The organism is Poseidonocella sp. HB161398 (assembly GCF_005870025.1).
Classification (GTDB): Bacteria; Pseudomonadota; Alphaproteobacteria; order Rhodobacterales; family Rhodobacteraceae; genus Mangrovicoccus.
The window spans coordinates 110,308-124,915 of the sequence record NZ_VATA01000004.1 but is presented as its reverse complement, the minus strand read 5'-3'; the positions used below and the strand labels follow the sequence as shown (position 1 = coordinate 124,915).

Sequence of the window (14,608 nt, the reverse complement as noted above, 5' to 3'; positions counted from 1 at the left end):
GGAGGGGCGCCCCGACCCGTCCGAACACGCAGTCCAGGGAGGGACCAGAATGTCCTCGCATACCGCGCAGCCCGAGAATTTCGAGGCGGCAGCCCGGGATGCCACGCGCGATGTCGCCGCCTTCGAGCCGCATCGCAAGGGGCTAGTCGGGCGCTTTCACGACGTCTTGCACTCAACCCCCGCGCTGGTGCCGCTGATCGTGCTGATCGTGGCGCTCGGCCTTTTCGGGGCGCTTCTGGGGGGCAAGTTCTTCTCGCCCTTCGCGCTGACGCTGATCCTGCAGCAGGTGCAGATCGTCGGCGTGCTGGCCGCGGCGCAGTCGCTGATCATCCTGACCGCGGGGATCGACCTGTCGGTCGGTGCGCTTGCGGTGCTGAGCTCGGTCATCATGGGGCAGTTCACCTTCCGCTACGGGATCCCGCCCTTCTTCGCGGTGGTCTGCGGCCTGGCCTGCGGCACGGCGATCGGCGCGGTCAACGGCTGGCTGGTCTCCAAGGTCAAGCTGCCGCCCTTCATCGTGACGCTGGGCATGTGGCAGATCGTGCTGGCGGCGAACTACCTCTATTCCGCGAATGAGACCATCCGCGCCCAGGACATCGAGGCCGATGCCGCCTTCCTGCAGTTCCTCGGCGCCAAGTTCCAGATCGGCGGGGCGACCTTCACGCTGGGGGTGGTGCTGATGCTGGTCCTGGTGCTGGGGCTGGCCTATGCGCTGCGCTCCACCGCCTGGGGGCGGCATGTCTACGCGGTCGGCGACGACCCCGAGGCGGCGGCGCTGGCGGGCGTCAATGTCCACCGCACGCTGATGTCGGTCTACATGCTCGTGGGGCTGATCTGCGGCCTGGCGGGCTGGGTGATGATCGGCCGCTTCGGCTCGGTCTCGCCCTCGGCCACGACCGGCGTGATCGGCAATATCCAGGCGATCACCGCCGTGGTGATCGGGGGCATCTCGCTCTTCGGCGGGCGCGGCTCGATCCTCGGCGCCTTCTTCGGCGCGCTGATCGTCGGCGTGTTCGAACTGGGGCTGCGCATGGCGGGGGCGAACCCGCAATGGACCTATCTCCTCATCGGCGCGCTCATCATCGTCGCCGTCTCGGTGGATCAGTGGATCAGGAAGGTGTCGGCATGACGGATCCCATTCTCAGGGCCCGCGGGCTGGTCAAGCGCTACGGCAAGGTAACCGCGCTCGACCATTGCGATTTCGAGCTGATGCCGGGCGAGATCCTGGCGGTGATCGGCGACAACGGCGCGGGCAAGTCGACGCTGATCAAGGCGATCTCGGGGGCGGTGACCCCCGATGCCGGCGAGATCTACCTGGAGGGCCGCAAGATCGCCTTCGCCTCGCCGATCGAGGCGCGCGCGGCGGGAATCGAGACGGTCTACCAGACCCTCGCCATGTCCCCGGCGCTGTCGATCGCCGACAACATGTTCATGGGGCGCGAGCTGCGCCGCAAGGACTGGCGCGGCAAGTACCTGCGCATGCTCGACCGCCCGGCGATGGAGGCCTTCGCCCGCGACAAGCTCAGCGAGCTGGGGCTGATGACGATCCAGAACATCAACCAGGCGGTGGAGACGCTCTCGGGCGGCCAGCGCCAGGGCGTCGCGGTGGCGCGCGCCGCGGCCTTCGGGTCCAAGGTCATCATCCTCGACGAGCCCACCGCCGCGCTCGGCGTGAAGGAGAGCCGCCGGGTCCTGGACCTGATCCAGGATGTCCGCTCGCGCGGGATCCCGATCATCCTGATCTCGCACAACATGCCCCATGTCTTCGAGGTGGCCGACCGGATCCATGTCCACCGGCTGGGGCGCAGGCTCTGCGTGGTCCGCCCGGACGAGTACACGATGTCCGATGCGGTGGCCTTCATGACCGGGGCGAAGGAACCGCCCGCGGGACGCGCCGCGGCCTGACGGCCGCGGCACTGCCTTCCCGGCCGCCGCGCCGGGTCCGGCCCTCCGGCGCATCCCCCGGAGGGCCGTTTTTCGTGCCTCTGCCAGGTCGCAGTGGCGGATCGTCCGCGACTCGGCGAAGGCGCCCTCGGGCTGGGCACAGTCCCCGCCCGCGAAGGCCGTCAGCGCCTCGGGGCTCTCCCGGATCATGGCGAAGCTGAACACCCGCGGGTCCCGGGCCGCGCGGCGCCGGGCCGCACGCGGACCAGCCCCTCGGTACGGTCCATCAACGGACTGGCGGTGCCGTGGAAGAACCGGGCCTCCTTGCCCGGGCGGATGAGGATTTGGAAAATGCGCATGACCATCGGCTGGCCTGCCTTGCGGCGGCTCGGGCCGCCGGGACCATCCTGGCAGATGCGCGGCGGCTCGGACGGGAGGGGCGCAAACGAAAACGCCCGGGCAGATGCCCGGGCGTTCCGATGTCGCGAAAGCTGACGGATCAGCGCTTCGAGAACTGGAAGGAGCGGCGTGCCTTGCGGCGGCCGAATTTCTTCCGCTCGACGACGCGGCTGTCGCGGGTCAGGAAGCCTGCCGCTTTCAGCGCGCCGCGCAGCGACGGATCGTAAAGCTGCAGGGCTTTGGAGATGCCGTGCTTGACCGCACCTGCCTGGCCGGAGAGGCCGCCGCCGGTGACGGTTGCGTAGACGTCGAACTGGTCTTCCACGCCGGCCACGGTGAAGGGCTGGCGCAGGATCAGGCGCAGAACGGGACGTGCGAAATACACGGCCTGGTCCTTGCCGTTGACGACGACCTTGCCGGAGCCCGGCTTGACCCAGACGCGTGCGACGGCGTCCTTGCGCTTGCCGGTCGCGTAGGAGCGGCCGAGCTCGTCACGGACGGGCTCGCGCGGGGTGTCATCGATGACGGCCGTGGCGACGGAGCCTGCGACGGCCTGGTTCAGGTCTTCCAGGGACTTGAGTTCCTCGGCCATTATCAGCTCCGCGCGTTCTTAGCGTTCATGGATTTGACGTCGAGCACTTCGGGCGCCTGCGCCTCGTGGGGATGCTCGGTGCCGGCGTAGATGCGCAGGTTCGTCATCAGCTGGCGCGACAGGCGGTTGCCCGGCAGCATGCGCTTGACGGCGGACTCGACGACGCGGCCCGGATAGCGGCCGTCCAGCACCTTGTCGGCGGTGGTCGACTTGATGCCGCCCGGATGGCCGGTGTGGCGGTAGTAGGTCTTCTCGTTGCGCTTCTTGCCGGTCAGCTTGACCTTGTCCGCATTGATGATGATGACGTTGTCACCCATGTCCATATGCGGAGTGAAGGTTGCCTTGTGCTTGCCGCGCAGGCGCATGGCGACGATCGATGCAAGACGGCCCAGAACCACGCCCTCGGCGTCGATCAGGATCCACTTCTTGTCGATGTCAGCCGGTTTGGCTGTGTAGGTTTTCATGGTGGGCACCTTGGTGGGTTCCGATGAATGTCTCGCGGGAGAGCCCCAGGGGGCGCCCGACTCGCGTTGCGGGTATGTGCCAAAAGCCCGCATCCTTTGCAAGCGCAATTTCCCCAGAAAATCACGCGATCGCAGGCACTTGCAAGAAAGGTAATTAGATACCACAGAATTTTGGGCGGAATCGAGTCGCGGATCCCGGTGGCGGCGGGCTTGCCAGCGCGGGGCGGGGCGATCAAGCTCGGGCGCGAGGAGACGGGGAGGATATCATGGGCGCAGAACGGCTTTCCTGCCGCCGCGAGGGCGCGGTGGCGCATCTGGTGCTGGACGATCCGGGGCGGCTCAATGCGCTCTCGGATGCGATGCTGGCGGAGCTGACGGCAGAGCTCGGCGCGATTGCCGCCGATCCGGGCTGCCGGGTGGTGGTGCTCTCGGCGGCGGGCAAGGCCTTCTGCGCCGGGCACGACCTGAAGGAGATGACCGCCGGACGGCAGGCGCCCGATGGCGGGGCGGGGTATTTCGCCGATCTCTTCGCCCGCTGCTCGGCGCTGATGCGGCTGATCCGGACGATGCCGCAGCCGGTCATCGCCCAGGTCCATGGCGTGGCGGCGGCGGCGGGCTGCCAGCTGGTGGCCAGCTGCGACCTCGCCGTGGCGGCCGAGGGCACGCGCTTCGGCGTCAACGGCGTCAATATCGGGCTCTTCTGCTCGACGCCGATGGTGGCGCTCAGCCGCAACCTGCCGCGCAAGCAGGCCTTCGAGATGCTGGTGACGGGCGAGTTCCTCGACGCGACCCGCGCGCGCGAGCTGGGGCTCGTGAACCGCGTGGTGCCCGCGGGCCAGCTGGCGGCGGAGGCGGCCGCGATGGCCGAGGGGATCGCAGCGAAGCTCGGCGCGGCAGTGCGGATCGGCAAGGGGGTCTTCTACGACCAGCTGGAGCTGCCGCTCGACCAGGCCTACGAGCTGACCTCGGCGGCGATGGTGGCGAACATGCTGGAGCCGGGAACCGAGGAGGGCATCTCCGCCTTCCTGGAGAAGCGCGCGCCGGACTACCGCCAGGACTGAGGCTCAGCCGATCCGCCGCGGCGGGGCGGGGGTCAGCCGCGGCCCCCGGTCGAGCCGGTCGAGCCCGGCCTCGGCCATGGCGCGGGCCGCCTGGTCCTCCAGCAGCCGCTCGCGCCCCTGGCCCTCGACCGGCACCCGCCCGGCTTCAAGCAGCAGCGGCGCGGCCAGCGGCGTCACCCGGTCCAGCCGCAGCAGGTCGATCCGGTCGCCGATCCGCGCCAGCATCTCCTCGATCCGGCCGAAATCGACCAGCCCCTTCAGCGCCTCCTCGCGGGTGATCCGCATCAGCAGGTGGCCGGGATCGTACTTGCGCAGCGTGTCATAGAGGATGTCCGAGGAGAAGGTCGCCTGCCGCCCGGACTTGCGCGCGCCGGGATGGTTGCGCTCGATCAGCCCGGCAATGGTCGCCACCCCGCGGAAGGTCCGCTTCATCACCGCATTGCCCTCGAGCCAGGTCTCGAAGCCCGCGCGCAGGTTCCCCGCGCCGAACAGCAGCGCGGGATCCTCCAGCCGCTCCAGCCCCCAGATCAGCACGGCGTAATCCGACGCAACGAAGCCCAGCGGCGCCAGCCCGGCCTCTTCCATCCGCTGGGTCGCCAGCAGCCCCAGCGTCTGCATCGCGTTGCGCCCGGCAAAGCCGTAGATGCAGGCATGCTCGCGCCCCTCGAGCGGGAAGCTCTCGATCAGCAGCCGGTCGCGGCGCGGCATCTGCGAGACTTCGCGGTGCAGCCGCAGCCAGTCCGCCGTGTGATCCGGCAGCTCGGGCCAGTCCGGGGTGTTCAGCATCCGCAGGATGCGGTCCGACAGCTGGGTCGACGTGGCGAATTTCGTGCCCGAGAAGACCGCGACCTTCGGCTCGCGCCCGCGCTCGCTGCTGACCTCGACCGTCATCTCGCGCAGCCCCTCGTAGCGCACGACGCGGCCGCCCATCAGGAAGCTGTCGCCCTGGGTCAGCGTGGCGGCGAAGGCCTCCTCCACCTCGCCCAGAGACGGGCCGCGGCCGCGCATGCGCACCTTCACCAGGTCGCTGTCCTGGATCGTGCCCAGGTTCATCCGGATCAGCCGTGCCGCGCGGGGATCGCGCAGGCCCCAGCGCCCGTCGGGCCGCTGCTTCAGCCGCTGCCAGCGGTCATAGGCGCGGAAGGCGTAGCCCCCGGTGGCGCAGAACTCCAGGCAGGCGTCGAATTCTGCGCGGGCCAGCCCCGCATAGGGCCCGGCCTGCGCCACCTCGGCGAAAAGCGCATCCGCCTCGAATTCTCCGGCGCAGGCAGCGATCAGGATGTGCTGGCAGAGCACGTCGCGCGGGCCGGGGCCGCGCGGCGCCCCGTCGAGATCGCGCGCCTTCACCGCCTCCAGCGCGGCCTGGCACTCGACCACCTCGAAGCGGTTGGCGGGCACCAGCAGCGCCTTCGAGGGCGCGTTGTAGCGGTGGTTGGCGCGGCCGATCCGCTGCACCAGCCGCTTGACGTTCTTCGGCGCGCCGATCTGGATCACCAGGTCGACATCGCCCCAGTCGATGCCCAGATCGAGCGAGCCGGTGCAGACCACCGCGCGCAGGCTGCCCGCGGCCATCGCCGCTTCGACCTTCAGCCGCTGCTCGCGGGCGAGGCTGCCATGGTGGATGCCGATCGGCAGCGCGTTCTCGTTCTGCAGCCAGAGCTCGCGGAAGAAGATCTCGGCCTGGGCGCGGGTGTTGTGGAAGATCAGCGTCGTGCGGTGGCGCGCGATCTCCTCGAGCACGCGGGGAATGGCATAGCGCGCGCCGCCCCCCGCCCAGGGCGGCGGCTCGGGCAGCGCCATCATGGCGATATCGGGATCGGGGCCGGGATCGGCGGTCAGGACCGGGCAGGGATCGGGATGCCGCGCGAGATAGCGGGCCAGCGCCGGCGGGTCCTCGACCGTGGCCGAGAGCCCGACCCGGCGCAGCCCGGGGCAGAGCGCCTCCAGCCGCGACAGCGCCAGCATCAGCTGGTCGCCGCGCTTCGATTCCGCCAGCGCGTGGATCTCGTCGAGCACCACCCGCTGCAGCCCGGCGAAGATCCGCGGGGCGTCGGGATAGGAGATCATCAGCGCCAGGCTTTCGGGCGTGGTCAGCAGGATATGCGGCGGGTCGGCGCGCTGGCGCTGGCGCGCGCTGTAGGAGGTGTCGCCGCTGCGGTCCTCCACCCGGATCGCCGCGCCCGAGCCCTCGATCGGCGCCGCGAGGTTGCGGCGGATATCGGCCGCGAGCGCCTTCAGAGGCGAGATGTAGAGCGTGTGCAGCCCCTTGCCCGGGGCGGGGCCGAGCTCGGCCAGGCTCGGCAGGAAGCCCGCCAGCGTCTTGCCGCCGCCGGTCGGCGCGACCAGCAGCTGCGCGGGCAGGTCCTTCCGCGCCAGCATCTCCGCCTGGTGGGGATGCAGCGACCAGCCGCGGTCCTCGAGCCAGCGCGCCAGATGGGCGGGCAGGGCGGCGCTCATCGCGGCTGCCCCGTGCCGGGGCGGCGGAAACGGTTTGTTAGCAGACTGGGCGCATTTTTGCCGCTCAGACTTTCCAGCAAGGACCATCCGCCGTGAGCGCCGCATTGCCGCCCTTCCATCTGCGCTTCCCCAGGCCCCTCGTGGTCGATGTCGATCACGCGCTGCTCTCGGGCGCGCGTCCCGGCCGGGCCCCGGCGGATCCGCGCCTGCTGCGGATCAACCGTCCGGCGCTGGAGCTGCTGCGGCTCTGGCGGCGCTTCCGCGGCCAGGTGCGGCTGCTGACGGCGCTGCCCGAGGGCTGGGACCAGTGGCTGGGCGAGCTCCTGGGGCTGGCGGGCAAGGTGATCCGCACCGGCCGACGGACCGAGGACATGGCGATGACGACCCTGACCCAGTTCGAGACCCGCGGCTTCGACCTGATCGGCGGCGGCGAGATCGTCTCGGCGATCGGGGCCTATGCGCACCGGCTCTGGCTGGTGGGCGAGCGCGGCGGGCTGCGCTCGGGGATGCGCACGAGCGGCGTGCCGCTGGTCGCGCTCGAGGCGGCCGACACGGTCGCGGTGTCCGAGATCGCGGGCGGCGGCCAGGGCTGGACCCTGCCCGCAGCGGCGCCGGCCTCGCCGCTCTCGATCGAGGTGAACCGGCGCTACCATCCCTAGCGGGTGAATTTCGCGTCGGCGGCGGGCAGGGCGATCCCGCAGATCCGGCCCGGATCAAGCGCCAGCCCGCAGCGCGCCATCATCCGCTGCGACGGGATGTTCGCGGCCGAGACCAGCTCGTGCACCGCCTCCGCGCCCAGATCATCGAGCGCGGCGCGGATCGCCTCGGCATTGGCGCGCAGCCCCAGCCCGGTGCCGCGATGCGCCGGATCGACCGCGACCAGCCCGACCCAGGCATCGCGGTGATGCGGGCTGAGGGGCCCGTGCGGCAGATAGCAATGCGCGCTGGCCAGGATCGCGCCATCGGCATTGCGGATCACCACGGTACGGGTGTCGCAGCCATCGCCGCAAAGCCGCGTCCCCGAGAAGGGCGCCAGGCCCTGATCCGCCATGAAGGCCTGCAGCGCGCGGGTCTGCGGCGCCTCCGGCCCGGCCTCGTGCAGCGCCGCGGCGGCGCCCGCGGGCAGGGGCAGGGCCAGGATCGGCGCGATGGCGGCGCGCGCCGCCGCCGCAGAGGCGCCGAAGACATTCCAGGTATCGACGCGCCAGCCATCCGGGGCGAGCCGTTGCGCCACCTCCGCCATCGCGGCCGGGGAGAGCAGGCGGAAGCCGATCATCCCGTCGCGGTCGAGGATCCGCCGGATGGCGTCCCAGCCGAGCCGTCCGGGATCGTCGCAGCCGACGAAGCGGCAGGCCTGGCAGGCGCCCGGGGTCACGCTGATCCAGGCCGCATCCGCCTCTGCCGCGCGCTGCAGCGCGATCTGCCTGTCACTGCCGTAGAATCCGGGCATGCCGCCGCCTCCTGTGCCTGTTCCGAACCTAGGCCGGATTGGCCGCGAGTCGACATAGCGCGGCGTCGCGTCCCCGGCTGATTCCGCTCCGGCAGGGTCCGGGGAAACGCAAAAGGCGCCCCGCAGGGCGCCTTTCCGGTCTCTCGCGGGCTCATGGCCTCAGACGATGGTCGCCTCGGTGGCGGCGCGCAGCTCGTCCTCGGTGACGCCATCGGCCAGCTCGACGAGCTTCAGCCCGCCCTCGACGACATCCAGGACGCCCAGGTTGGTGATGATCCGGTCGACCACGCCAGTGCCGGTCAGCGGCAGGGTGCAGGCCTTCAGCACCTTCGACTCGCCGTGCTTGTTGGTGTGGTCCATGACCACGACCACGCGGCCGACGCCCGCGACCAGGTCCATCGCGCCGCCCATGCCCTTGACGAGCTTGCCGGGGATCATCCAGTTCGCCAGGTCGCCGTTCTCGGCCACTTCCATCGCGCCCAGGATCGCCGCGGCGATCTTGCCGCCGCGGATCATGCCGAAGCTGGTGGCGCTGTCGAAATAGGCGGTGTTCGGCAGTTCGGTGATGGTCTGCTTGCCCGCGTTGATCAGGTCCGGATCCTCTTCGCCCTCATAGGGGAAGGGGCCCATGCCGAGCATCCCGTTCTCCGACTGCAGCGTGACATTCACGCCCTCGGGGATGAAGTTCGGAACCAGCGTCGGGATGCCGATGCCCAGGTTCACATAGGTGCCGTCTTCGAGTTCAAGTGCGGCGCGTGCCGCCATCTGGTTGCGATCCCAAGGCATTTGCAGCCCTCCTCTAGTCGCGACAGGGTCCCGGTCCGTCCGGACCTCGCCCGCTGTCCTCATTGCGTTGACCGATGCGGGGACGCGGCACCCGGGCCGGTCCCGTCCGAGCTCAGGCTGCGGGGCGCGTCGTGACTTTCTCGATGCGCTTCTCGTGCGTGCCCTGGATCAGGCGGTGCACATAGATGCCGGGCAGGTGGATCTGGTCGGGATCGAGCGAGCCGGTCGGCACGATTTCCTCGACTTCCATGATGCAGACCTTGCCGCACATCGCGGCCGGCGGATTGAAGTTGCGCGCGGTCTTGCGGAAGATGCAGTTGCCGGTCTCGTCGGCTTTCCAGGCCTTCACGATGGAAATGTCGGCGAAGATGCCCGTCTCCATGATGTAGGTCTCGCCGTCGAAATCCTTGTGCTCCTTGCCCTCGGCGATCTGGGTGCCGACGCCGGTCTTGGTGTAGAAGCCCGGGATGCCGCAGCCGCCGGCGCGCATCCGCTCGGCCAGGGTGCCCTGCGGGTTGAATTCCAGCTCCAGCTCGCCCGACAGGTACTGGCGCATGAATTCGGCATTCTCGCCCACATAGGAGGACATCATCTTCTTGACCTGCTTGGTCTGCAGAAGGATCCCGAGGCCGAAATCGTCAACGCCCGCATTGTTCGAGGCGACGGTCAGGTCCTTCGTCCCGGCTTCCTTGATCGCCTGGATCAGGAGCTCCGGGATGCCGCACAGGCCGAAACCGCCTGCCGCGATCAGCATGCCGTCGAACAGAAGGCCGTCGAGCGCCTCGGCGGCCGATCCGTAAACTTTCTTCATTGGGTATCCCCTTTGCCTCCACTCCAGAGGGTTTTGACGCGGTGCAGCGTAGGTGTCAACGGAATGGGTGCATACCGGATTCGGTATTGGTCGGGCCGCCGTTTCGCGGACCTATCGCGGCGCCGCGCTCAGAGCCGGTGGACCAGCCGCGTGGCGCTGCGGAAGCCCAGGACGGGGCCCAGCGGACCGGCCGGAACCGCCGCCTCCGCGCGGTAGCCGCGGCGTTCGTAGAGCGCGCGGGCGCGGGGATTGGCATCGGCCACTTCCAGCCCGATCGCGCAGAGCCCCAGCATCCGCGCTTCCGACTCGACCGCGCCGATCAGCGCCGAGCCGATGCCGCGCCCGCGCAGGTCGGCGCGCACGCAGAGCGTCTCTAGGACCAGCTCGCCCTCGCGCCCCTCGCGGCCGAAGCGGTCGAGCAGCCAGCCGCGCCAGAGCGCGCCCGCCCGCCCGTAGACCGGGGTCAGTTCCGCCTTGCCGATCTCGACGAAGCCCGCGCCGCCGGGCAGGCGGAAGCCCGCGAGGCCCATGAGCCCGTCTTCGGGGGTGGCAACGGCAATGGCGCAGCAGGGACGGATCGCCCTGGCCAGCACCGCGCGCGCCTTCGGCGCGGGAAAGAGCGCCGTTCCGATCTTTCGGGAAAACGCCTGCCAGACCAGCGCGGCCGCATCGCCGCGCTCGGCCTCGCAAAGCGGCCGCAGCTCCCATGCGGGAGGCACGCCGCTATTCCAGGACGTCGGGACCGTCGTCTTCCGACTTGGCCGTGGCCTTCTTGGAGGCCGTCTTCTTGGCCGGGGCCTTCTTGGCTGCGGTCTTCTTCGGTGCGGCCTTCTTGGCCGGGGCCTTCTTCTTGGCGCCGGATTTCGCCGCGCGGGCATTGACCAGCTCGATCGCGAGCTCGATCGTCATGTCCTCGGGCTCGACCGTCTCGGGCAGGGTGGCATTGACCTTGCCCCATCTCACATAGGGCCCGTAGCGCCCCTTCATCACCGCCAGCTCGCCGCCATCGGGATGCTCGCCGAGCTCCTTCAGGGGCTTCTGCGCGGCGGGCTTGCCGCGCTTCGGCTTCGCGGCCAGCACCTCCACCGCGCGGTTCATGCCGATGGTGAAGACCTCTTCGACATCCTCGAGATTGGCATTGGTGCCGCCCTTGTTGGAAATCGAGTCGGCATGCTTCAGATACGGTCCGTAGCGGCCGATATTGGCCCAGATCATCACCCCGTCCTCGGGATGCGGGCCGATCTCGCGGGGCAGCGACAGGAGCTTCACCGCCTGCTCCAGCGTCACTTCCTCGGGCGGCCAGGGCTTCGGCACCGACTGGCGCGGCGGCTTCGGATTCTCGTCGGTCGCCGGGCCGCGCTGGACATAGGGGCCGAACCGGCCCTTGAAGACGCGGATCTCCTCGCCGTTGTCGTCGCCCAGAAGCTTGCCCTCGGGCGGGATCGCGCGCGCCGCCTCGTCGCCTTCCAGCGGCGGGCCGAAGGGGCGGGTGAAGCGGCATTCGGGATAGTTCGAGCAGCCGATGAAGGCGCCGCCCGAGCGCGCGGTGCGCATGCTCAGCCGCCCCGTGCCGCAATTCGGGCAGATCCGCGGGTCGGAGCCGTCCTCCTTCGGCGGGTAGAGATGCGGCGCCAGCGCCTCGTCGATCTGGTCGAGCACCTCGGAGATGCGCAGATCGGCGGTTTCCTCGATCGCGGCCGAGAAATCGCGCCAGAACTGCCGCAGAACCTCCTTGTAGTCGCGGCTGCCGGCCGAGACATCGTCCAGCTCGTTCTCCAGCCCGGCGGTGAAATCGTATTCGACATAGCGGCGGAAGTACTTGGTCAGGAAGACCGTCACCAGCCGCCCCTTGTCCTCGGGGATCAGCCGGTTCTGCTCTTTCACCACATAGCCGCGGTCCTGGATCGTGGTGACGATCGAGGCATAGGTGGAGGGCCGCCCGATGCCGAGCTCCTCCATCTTCTTGACCAGCGTGGCCTCGGTGTAGCGCGGCGGCGGCTGGGTGAAATGCTGCTCGGGCGTGACGTCCTGCTTCTGCATCGGATCGCCCTCGGCGACCTGGGGCAGGCGGCGGTCATCCTCGTCCTCGGGCTCGTCGCGGCCCTCTTCGTAGACCTTCAGGAAGCCGTCGAAGAGCACGACCTGGCCCGAGGCGCGCAAGCCCACCTGGCCGTCGGCCGAGAAGACCTCGACCGTGGTGCGTTCCAGCCGCGCGGCCTCCATCTGGCTGGCCAGCGTGCGCTTCCAGATCAGGTCGTAGAGCTTGCGCTGGTCGCTGTCGGAGATCCGCAGCTCGTCCGGCGCGGTCGCCATCTCGGTCGGCCGGATGCATTCATGCGCTTCCTGCGCGTTCTTGGCCTTGTTCTTGTAGGTGCGGGGCTTGGCGGGCAGGTATTCCGCGCCGTAGCGGTCCTTGATCGCGTCGCGCGCCATGGTCACCGCCTCGGGCGCCATGTCGATGCCGTCGGTCCGCATGTAGGTGATGTGCCCGGCCTCGTAGAGCCGCTGTGCTGCCGACATGGTCTGCCGCGCGCCCATGCCGAATTTCCGGCTGGCCTCCTGCTGCAGCGTCGAGGTCATGAAGGGCGGCGAGGGGTTGCGGCTGGCGGGGCGCGCCTCGACCGATTTCACCGAAAGCTCGCGCGAGCGGATCGCCTGCACGGCCAGATCCGCGGCCTCCTGGGTCGGGATGTCGAACTTGTCGAGCTTCTTGCCGCCGAGCACGCTCAGCCGCGCCTCCAGCGTCTGGTTGCGCGGCGTCTTCAGCAGCGCCTTGACCGTCCAGTATTCCTGGGCGCGGAAGGCCTCGATCTCCATCTCGCGCTCGACGATCAGCCGCAGGCAGACCGACTGCACGCGGCCCGCGGATTTCGCGCCGGGCAGCTTGCGCCAGAGCACCGGGGAAAGATTGAAGCCCACGAGGTAGTCGAGCGCGCGGCGGGCCAGATAGGCCTCGACCAGCTCCATGTCGACATCGCGGGGCGATTTCATCGCGGTGGTGACGGCGGATTTGGTGATCGCGTTGAAGACCACGCGCTTGACGTCTGTGGTCTTCTTGATCGCCCGGCGCTTGGTCAGCGCCTCCTGCAGGTGCCAGGAAATCGCCTCTCCCTCGCGGTCGGGGTCGGTCGCGAGGATCAGTGCGTCATCATTGGCCAGCGCGTCGGCGATCGCCTTGACGTGCTTCTTGCTGTCGGCGGCCACCTCCCACAGCATCTCGAAATCCTTGTCCGGATCGACCGAGCCGTTCTTCGGCGGCAGGTCCCGGACATGGCCGTAGGAGGCCAGGACCGTATAGTCGGATCCCAGATACTTGTTGATTGTCTTGGCTTTGGCCGGGGATTCGACGACGACGACGGGCATTCACGCTTTCTCGGACTGGCAGTCTTGGAACTGCTGGGTAGATGTGACCGTTGCCCCGGGAATGTCAATGCATGCGGTCCTGACCCTTCAGTTCGCAAGTGCCAGGAGCCCGCCGCTCTGCCGCGAAATGCGGCCATCCAGCTCCAATGCCAGCAGGACAGGCGAAAGCTCGCTCGCGGGCAGGCCGATATCCCGGATCAGCTGGTCCTCGGAGACCGGCGAGGGACCGATGCGGGAGAGGATTTGCTGATGCAGCGGAGCCACCTGCAGGGCGGAACGGCCCTCGGAAGGGGCGGGGGGATGGACGCCGTTGGCGGGCCCTCCGGCGCTGCGCTGCGCCGGGTCGCGGGCGGCATCCGCGGCGGTGATCGCGCTCTGGTGGTGGCGGGCCTGGTCGCGCCAGTTTGACGCAACCCGCTGCTCCGGCAGGGCGATCGGGCCAAGTGCCTCGAGAATGTCCTCCACCCCGCGCACCAGATGCGCGCCGTCGCGGATCAGGATGTTGCAGCCCGAGGCGCGGGCGTCGAAGGGGTGGCCCGGCACGGCCATGACCTCGCGCCCCTGGTCGAGTGCGGCGCGCGCGGTGATCAGGCTGCCCGAACGGGCCGCGGCCTCGATCACGACAAGCCCGTGGGCGAGGCCCGAGATGATGCGGTTGCGCGGCGGGAAATGCCGCGCCTGCGGCTGCAGCCCGACCGCCTGTTCCGACAGGCGCAGGCCGGATTGGGAAATCTCGCGGAAAAGTGACGCGTTCTCTTGCGGATAGACGGCATCGACGCCACCGGCCAGCACAGCCGCCGTGCCGGTTCTCAGCGCCGCGCCATGGGCTGCGGCGTCGATGCCGCGCGCCAGTCCGGAGACGACGGTGAAGCCCGCCTCGCCGAGCGCGCCGGAGAGAAGCCGCGCCATCCGCTCGCCCAGCGAGGAGGCGTTGCGCGCGCCCACGAGCGCGACCATCGGCGTGTGCAGCAGCTCCGTCCGTCCGGCCGCCCAGAGCAGCGGCGGCGCATCGGCGATGTCAGCAAGGAGCGCGGGATAGTCCGGATCGCCGAGACACAGAAGCCGCGCGCCGAGGCGGCGGGCGGCTTTCATTTCCGCCAGCGCGGCGGATTCGGCGAAGGGCTGGTAATTGGCAACCCCGGCCTGGCGGGCAATGTCCGGCAGCGCCTCGAGCGCCGCGGCGGCCGTGCCGTGTTCCGAGATCAGCCTGTGAAAGGTGGCCACTCCGACCCTGCGGGATCGAAATAGGCGGAGCCACGATAACCTGTCTTCTTCCAACTTGGGTGGGGTGAGGGGTGTGGGGATGGAAGAATACAGTGTCTTGGTCATCGCAGCTCCGCC

General features: G+C 69.5%; 13 protein-coding genes. 4 read left to right on the top strand and 9 right to left on the bottom strand.

Annotated elements, in window-relative coordinates; genetic code table 11:
* Positions 1 to 49 precede the first annotated feature (49 nt).
* Positions 50 to 1,129, top strand: coding sequence for an ABC transporter permease (locus FGX59_RS05065; RefSeq protein WP_138465436.1), 1,080 nt, complete (start codon positions 50 to 52; stop codon positions 1,127 to 1,129).
* Positions 1,126 to 1,905 (top strand): ATP-binding cassette domain-containing protein, encoded by a 780-nt coding sequence (locus FGX59_RS05060; protein ID WP_138465435.1) that lies wholly within the window; start codon positions 1,126 to 1,128, stop codon positions 1,903 to 1,905. The genes FGX59_RS05065 and FGX59_RS05060 overlap by 4 nt, the downstream gene beginning before the upstream one ends.
* A 478-nt stretch (positions 1,906 to 2,383) precedes the next feature.
* Here FGX59_RS05060 and rpsI read toward each other — a convergent pair whose 3' ends face one another.
* Together rpsI and rplM are read right to left on the bottom strand one after the other, a co-directional pair.
* Complete coding sequence (gene rpsI, locus FGX59_RS05050) at positions 2,384 to 2,875, bottom strand: 30S ribosomal protein S9 (RefSeq protein ID WP_138465434.1); 492 nt, start codon at positions 2,873 to 2,875, stop codon at positions 2,384 to 2,386.
* A gap of 2 nt (positions 2,876 to 2,877) precedes the next feature.
* Positions 2,878 to 3,339, bottom strand: a complete 462-nt coding sequence (gene rplM, locus FGX59_RS05045; RefSeq protein WP_138465433.1) for a 50S ribosomal protein L13 — start codon at positions 3,337 to 3,339, stop codon at positions 2,878 to 2,880.
* A gap of 266 nt (positions 3,340 to 3,605) precedes the next feature.
* Between rplM and FGX59_RS05040 the strand changes: the two genes are divergently transcribed.
* A complete protein-coding gene (locus tag FGX59_RS05040) occupies positions 3,606 to 4,400 on the top strand; it encodes an enoyl-CoA hydratase (protein ID WP_138465432.1) in 795 nt (264 codons plus the stop codon).
* Positions 4,401 to 4,403: 3 nt separating this feature from the next.
* On the opposite strand, the gene FGX59_RS05035 is transcribed toward FGX59_RS05040, so the two are convergent.
* Positions 4,404 to 6,857, bottom strand: coding sequence for a ligase-associated DNA damage response DEXH box helicase (locus FGX59_RS05035; protein ID WP_138465431.1), 2,454 nt, complete (start codon positions 6,855 to 6,857; stop codon positions 4,404 to 4,406).
* A 92-nt stretch (positions 6,858 to 6,949) separates the two neighbouring features.
* Between FGX59_RS05035 and FGX59_RS05030 the strand changes: the two genes are divergently transcribed.
* Positions 6,950 to 7,516, top strand: coding sequence for a hypothetical protein (locus FGX59_RS05030; RefSeq protein ID WP_138465430.1), 567 nt, complete (start codon positions 6,950 to 6,952; stop codon positions 7,514 to 7,516).
* Here FGX59_RS05030 and FGX59_RS05025 read toward each other — a convergent pair.
* The 6 genes from FGX59_RS05025 to dprA form a co-directional block, all read right to left on the bottom strand.
* Positions 7,513 to 8,307 carry a GNAT family N-acetyltransferase gene (locus FGX59_RS05025; RefSeq protein ID WP_138465429.1) on the bottom strand — a complete coding sequence of 265 codons (795 nt, stop codon included), beginning with the start codon at positions 8,305 to 8,307 and terminating at the stop codon, positions 7,513 to 7,515. The two genes, FGX59_RS05030 and FGX59_RS05025, sit on opposite strands and share 4 nt — an antisense overlap.
* A gap of 159 nt (positions 8,308 to 8,466) precedes the next feature.
* The gene (locus FGX59_RS05020) at positions 8,467 to 9,093 is read right to left on the bottom strand and encodes a 3-oxoacid CoA-transferase subunit B (RefSeq protein ID WP_138465428.1); all 627 of its coding nucleotides are present in this window, start codon (positions 9,091 to 9,093) and stop codon (positions 8,467 to 8,469) included.
* 112 nt (positions 9,094 to 9,205) lie between these two features.
* Positions 9,206 to 9,904: a CoA transferase subunit A gene (locus tag FGX59_RS05015; RefSeq protein WP_138465427.1), complete on the bottom strand. Its 699-nt coding sequence runs from the start codon at positions 9,902 to 9,904 to the stop codon at positions 9,206 to 9,208.
* 128 nt (positions 9,905 to 10,032) lie between these two features.
* Positions 10,033 to 10,623 (bottom strand): GNAT family N-acetyltransferase, encoded by a 591-nt coding sequence (locus tag FGX59_RS05010; RefSeq protein WP_138465426.1) that lies wholly within the window; start codon positions 10,621 to 10,623, stop codon positions 10,033 to 10,035.
* 4 nt (positions 10,624 to 10,627) lie between these two features.
* On the bottom strand, positions 10,628 to 13,267 hold the full coding sequence (topA, locus tag FGX59_RS05005) for a type I DNA topoisomerase (RefSeq protein ID WP_138465425.1): 2,640 nt from the start codon (positions 13,265 to 13,267) through the stop codon (positions 10,628 to 10,630).
* Between the two features lie 87 nt (positions 13,268 to 13,354).
* The gene (gene dprA, locus FGX59_RS05000) at positions 13,355 to 14,596 is read right to left on the bottom strand and encodes a DNA-processing protein DprA (RefSeq protein ID WP_138465424.1); all 1,242 of its coding nucleotides are present in this window, start codon (positions 14,594 to 14,596) and stop codon (positions 13,355 to 13,357) included.
* Between the last annotated feature and the right edge of the window lie 12 nt (positions 14,597 to 14,608).

Coding starts and splice junctions, on each gene's coding strand:
- FGX59_RS05060 (WP_138465435.1), top strand. CDS start 1,126: ATGACGGATCCCATTCTCAGGGCCCGCGGGCTGGTCAAGCGCTACGGC.
- topA (WP_138465425.1), bottom strand. CDS start 13,267: ATGCCCGTCGTCGTCGTCGAATCCCCGGCCAAAGCCAAGACAATCAAC.
- FGX59_RS05040 (WP_138465432.1), top strand. CDS start 3,606: ATGGGCGCAGAACGGCTTTCCTGCCGCCGCGAGGGCGCGGTGGCGCAT.
- FGX59_RS05035 (WP_138465431.1), bottom strand. CDS start 6,857: ATGAGCGCCGCCCTGCCCGCCCATCTGGCGCGCTGGCTCGAGGACCGC.
- FGX59_RS05015 (WP_138465427.1), bottom strand. CDS start 9,904: ATGAAGAAAGTTTACGGATCGGCCGCCGAGGCGCTCGACGGCCTTCTG.
- FGX59_RS05020 (WP_138465428.1), bottom strand. CDS start 9,093: ATGCCTTGGGATCGCAACCAGATGGCGGCACGCGCCGCACTTGAACTC.
- FGX59_RS05025 (WP_138465429.1), bottom strand. CDS start 8,307: ATGCCCGGATTCTACGGCAGTGACAGGCAGATCGCGCTGCAGCGCGCG.
- rplM (WP_138465433.1), bottom strand. CDS start 3,339: ATGAAAACCTACACAGCCAAACCGGCTGACATCGACAAGAAGTGGATC.
- FGX59_RS05065 (WP_138465436.1), top strand. CDS start 50: ATGTCCTCGCATACCGCGCAGCCCGAGAATTTCGAGGCGGCAGCCCGG.
- dprA (WP_138465424.1), bottom strand. CDS start 14,596: ATGACCAAGACACTGTATTCTTCCATCCCCACACCCCTCACCCCACCC.
- rpsI (WP_138465434.1), bottom strand. CDS start 2,875: ATGGCCGAGGAACTCAAGTCCCTGGAAGACCTGAACCAGGCCGTCGCA.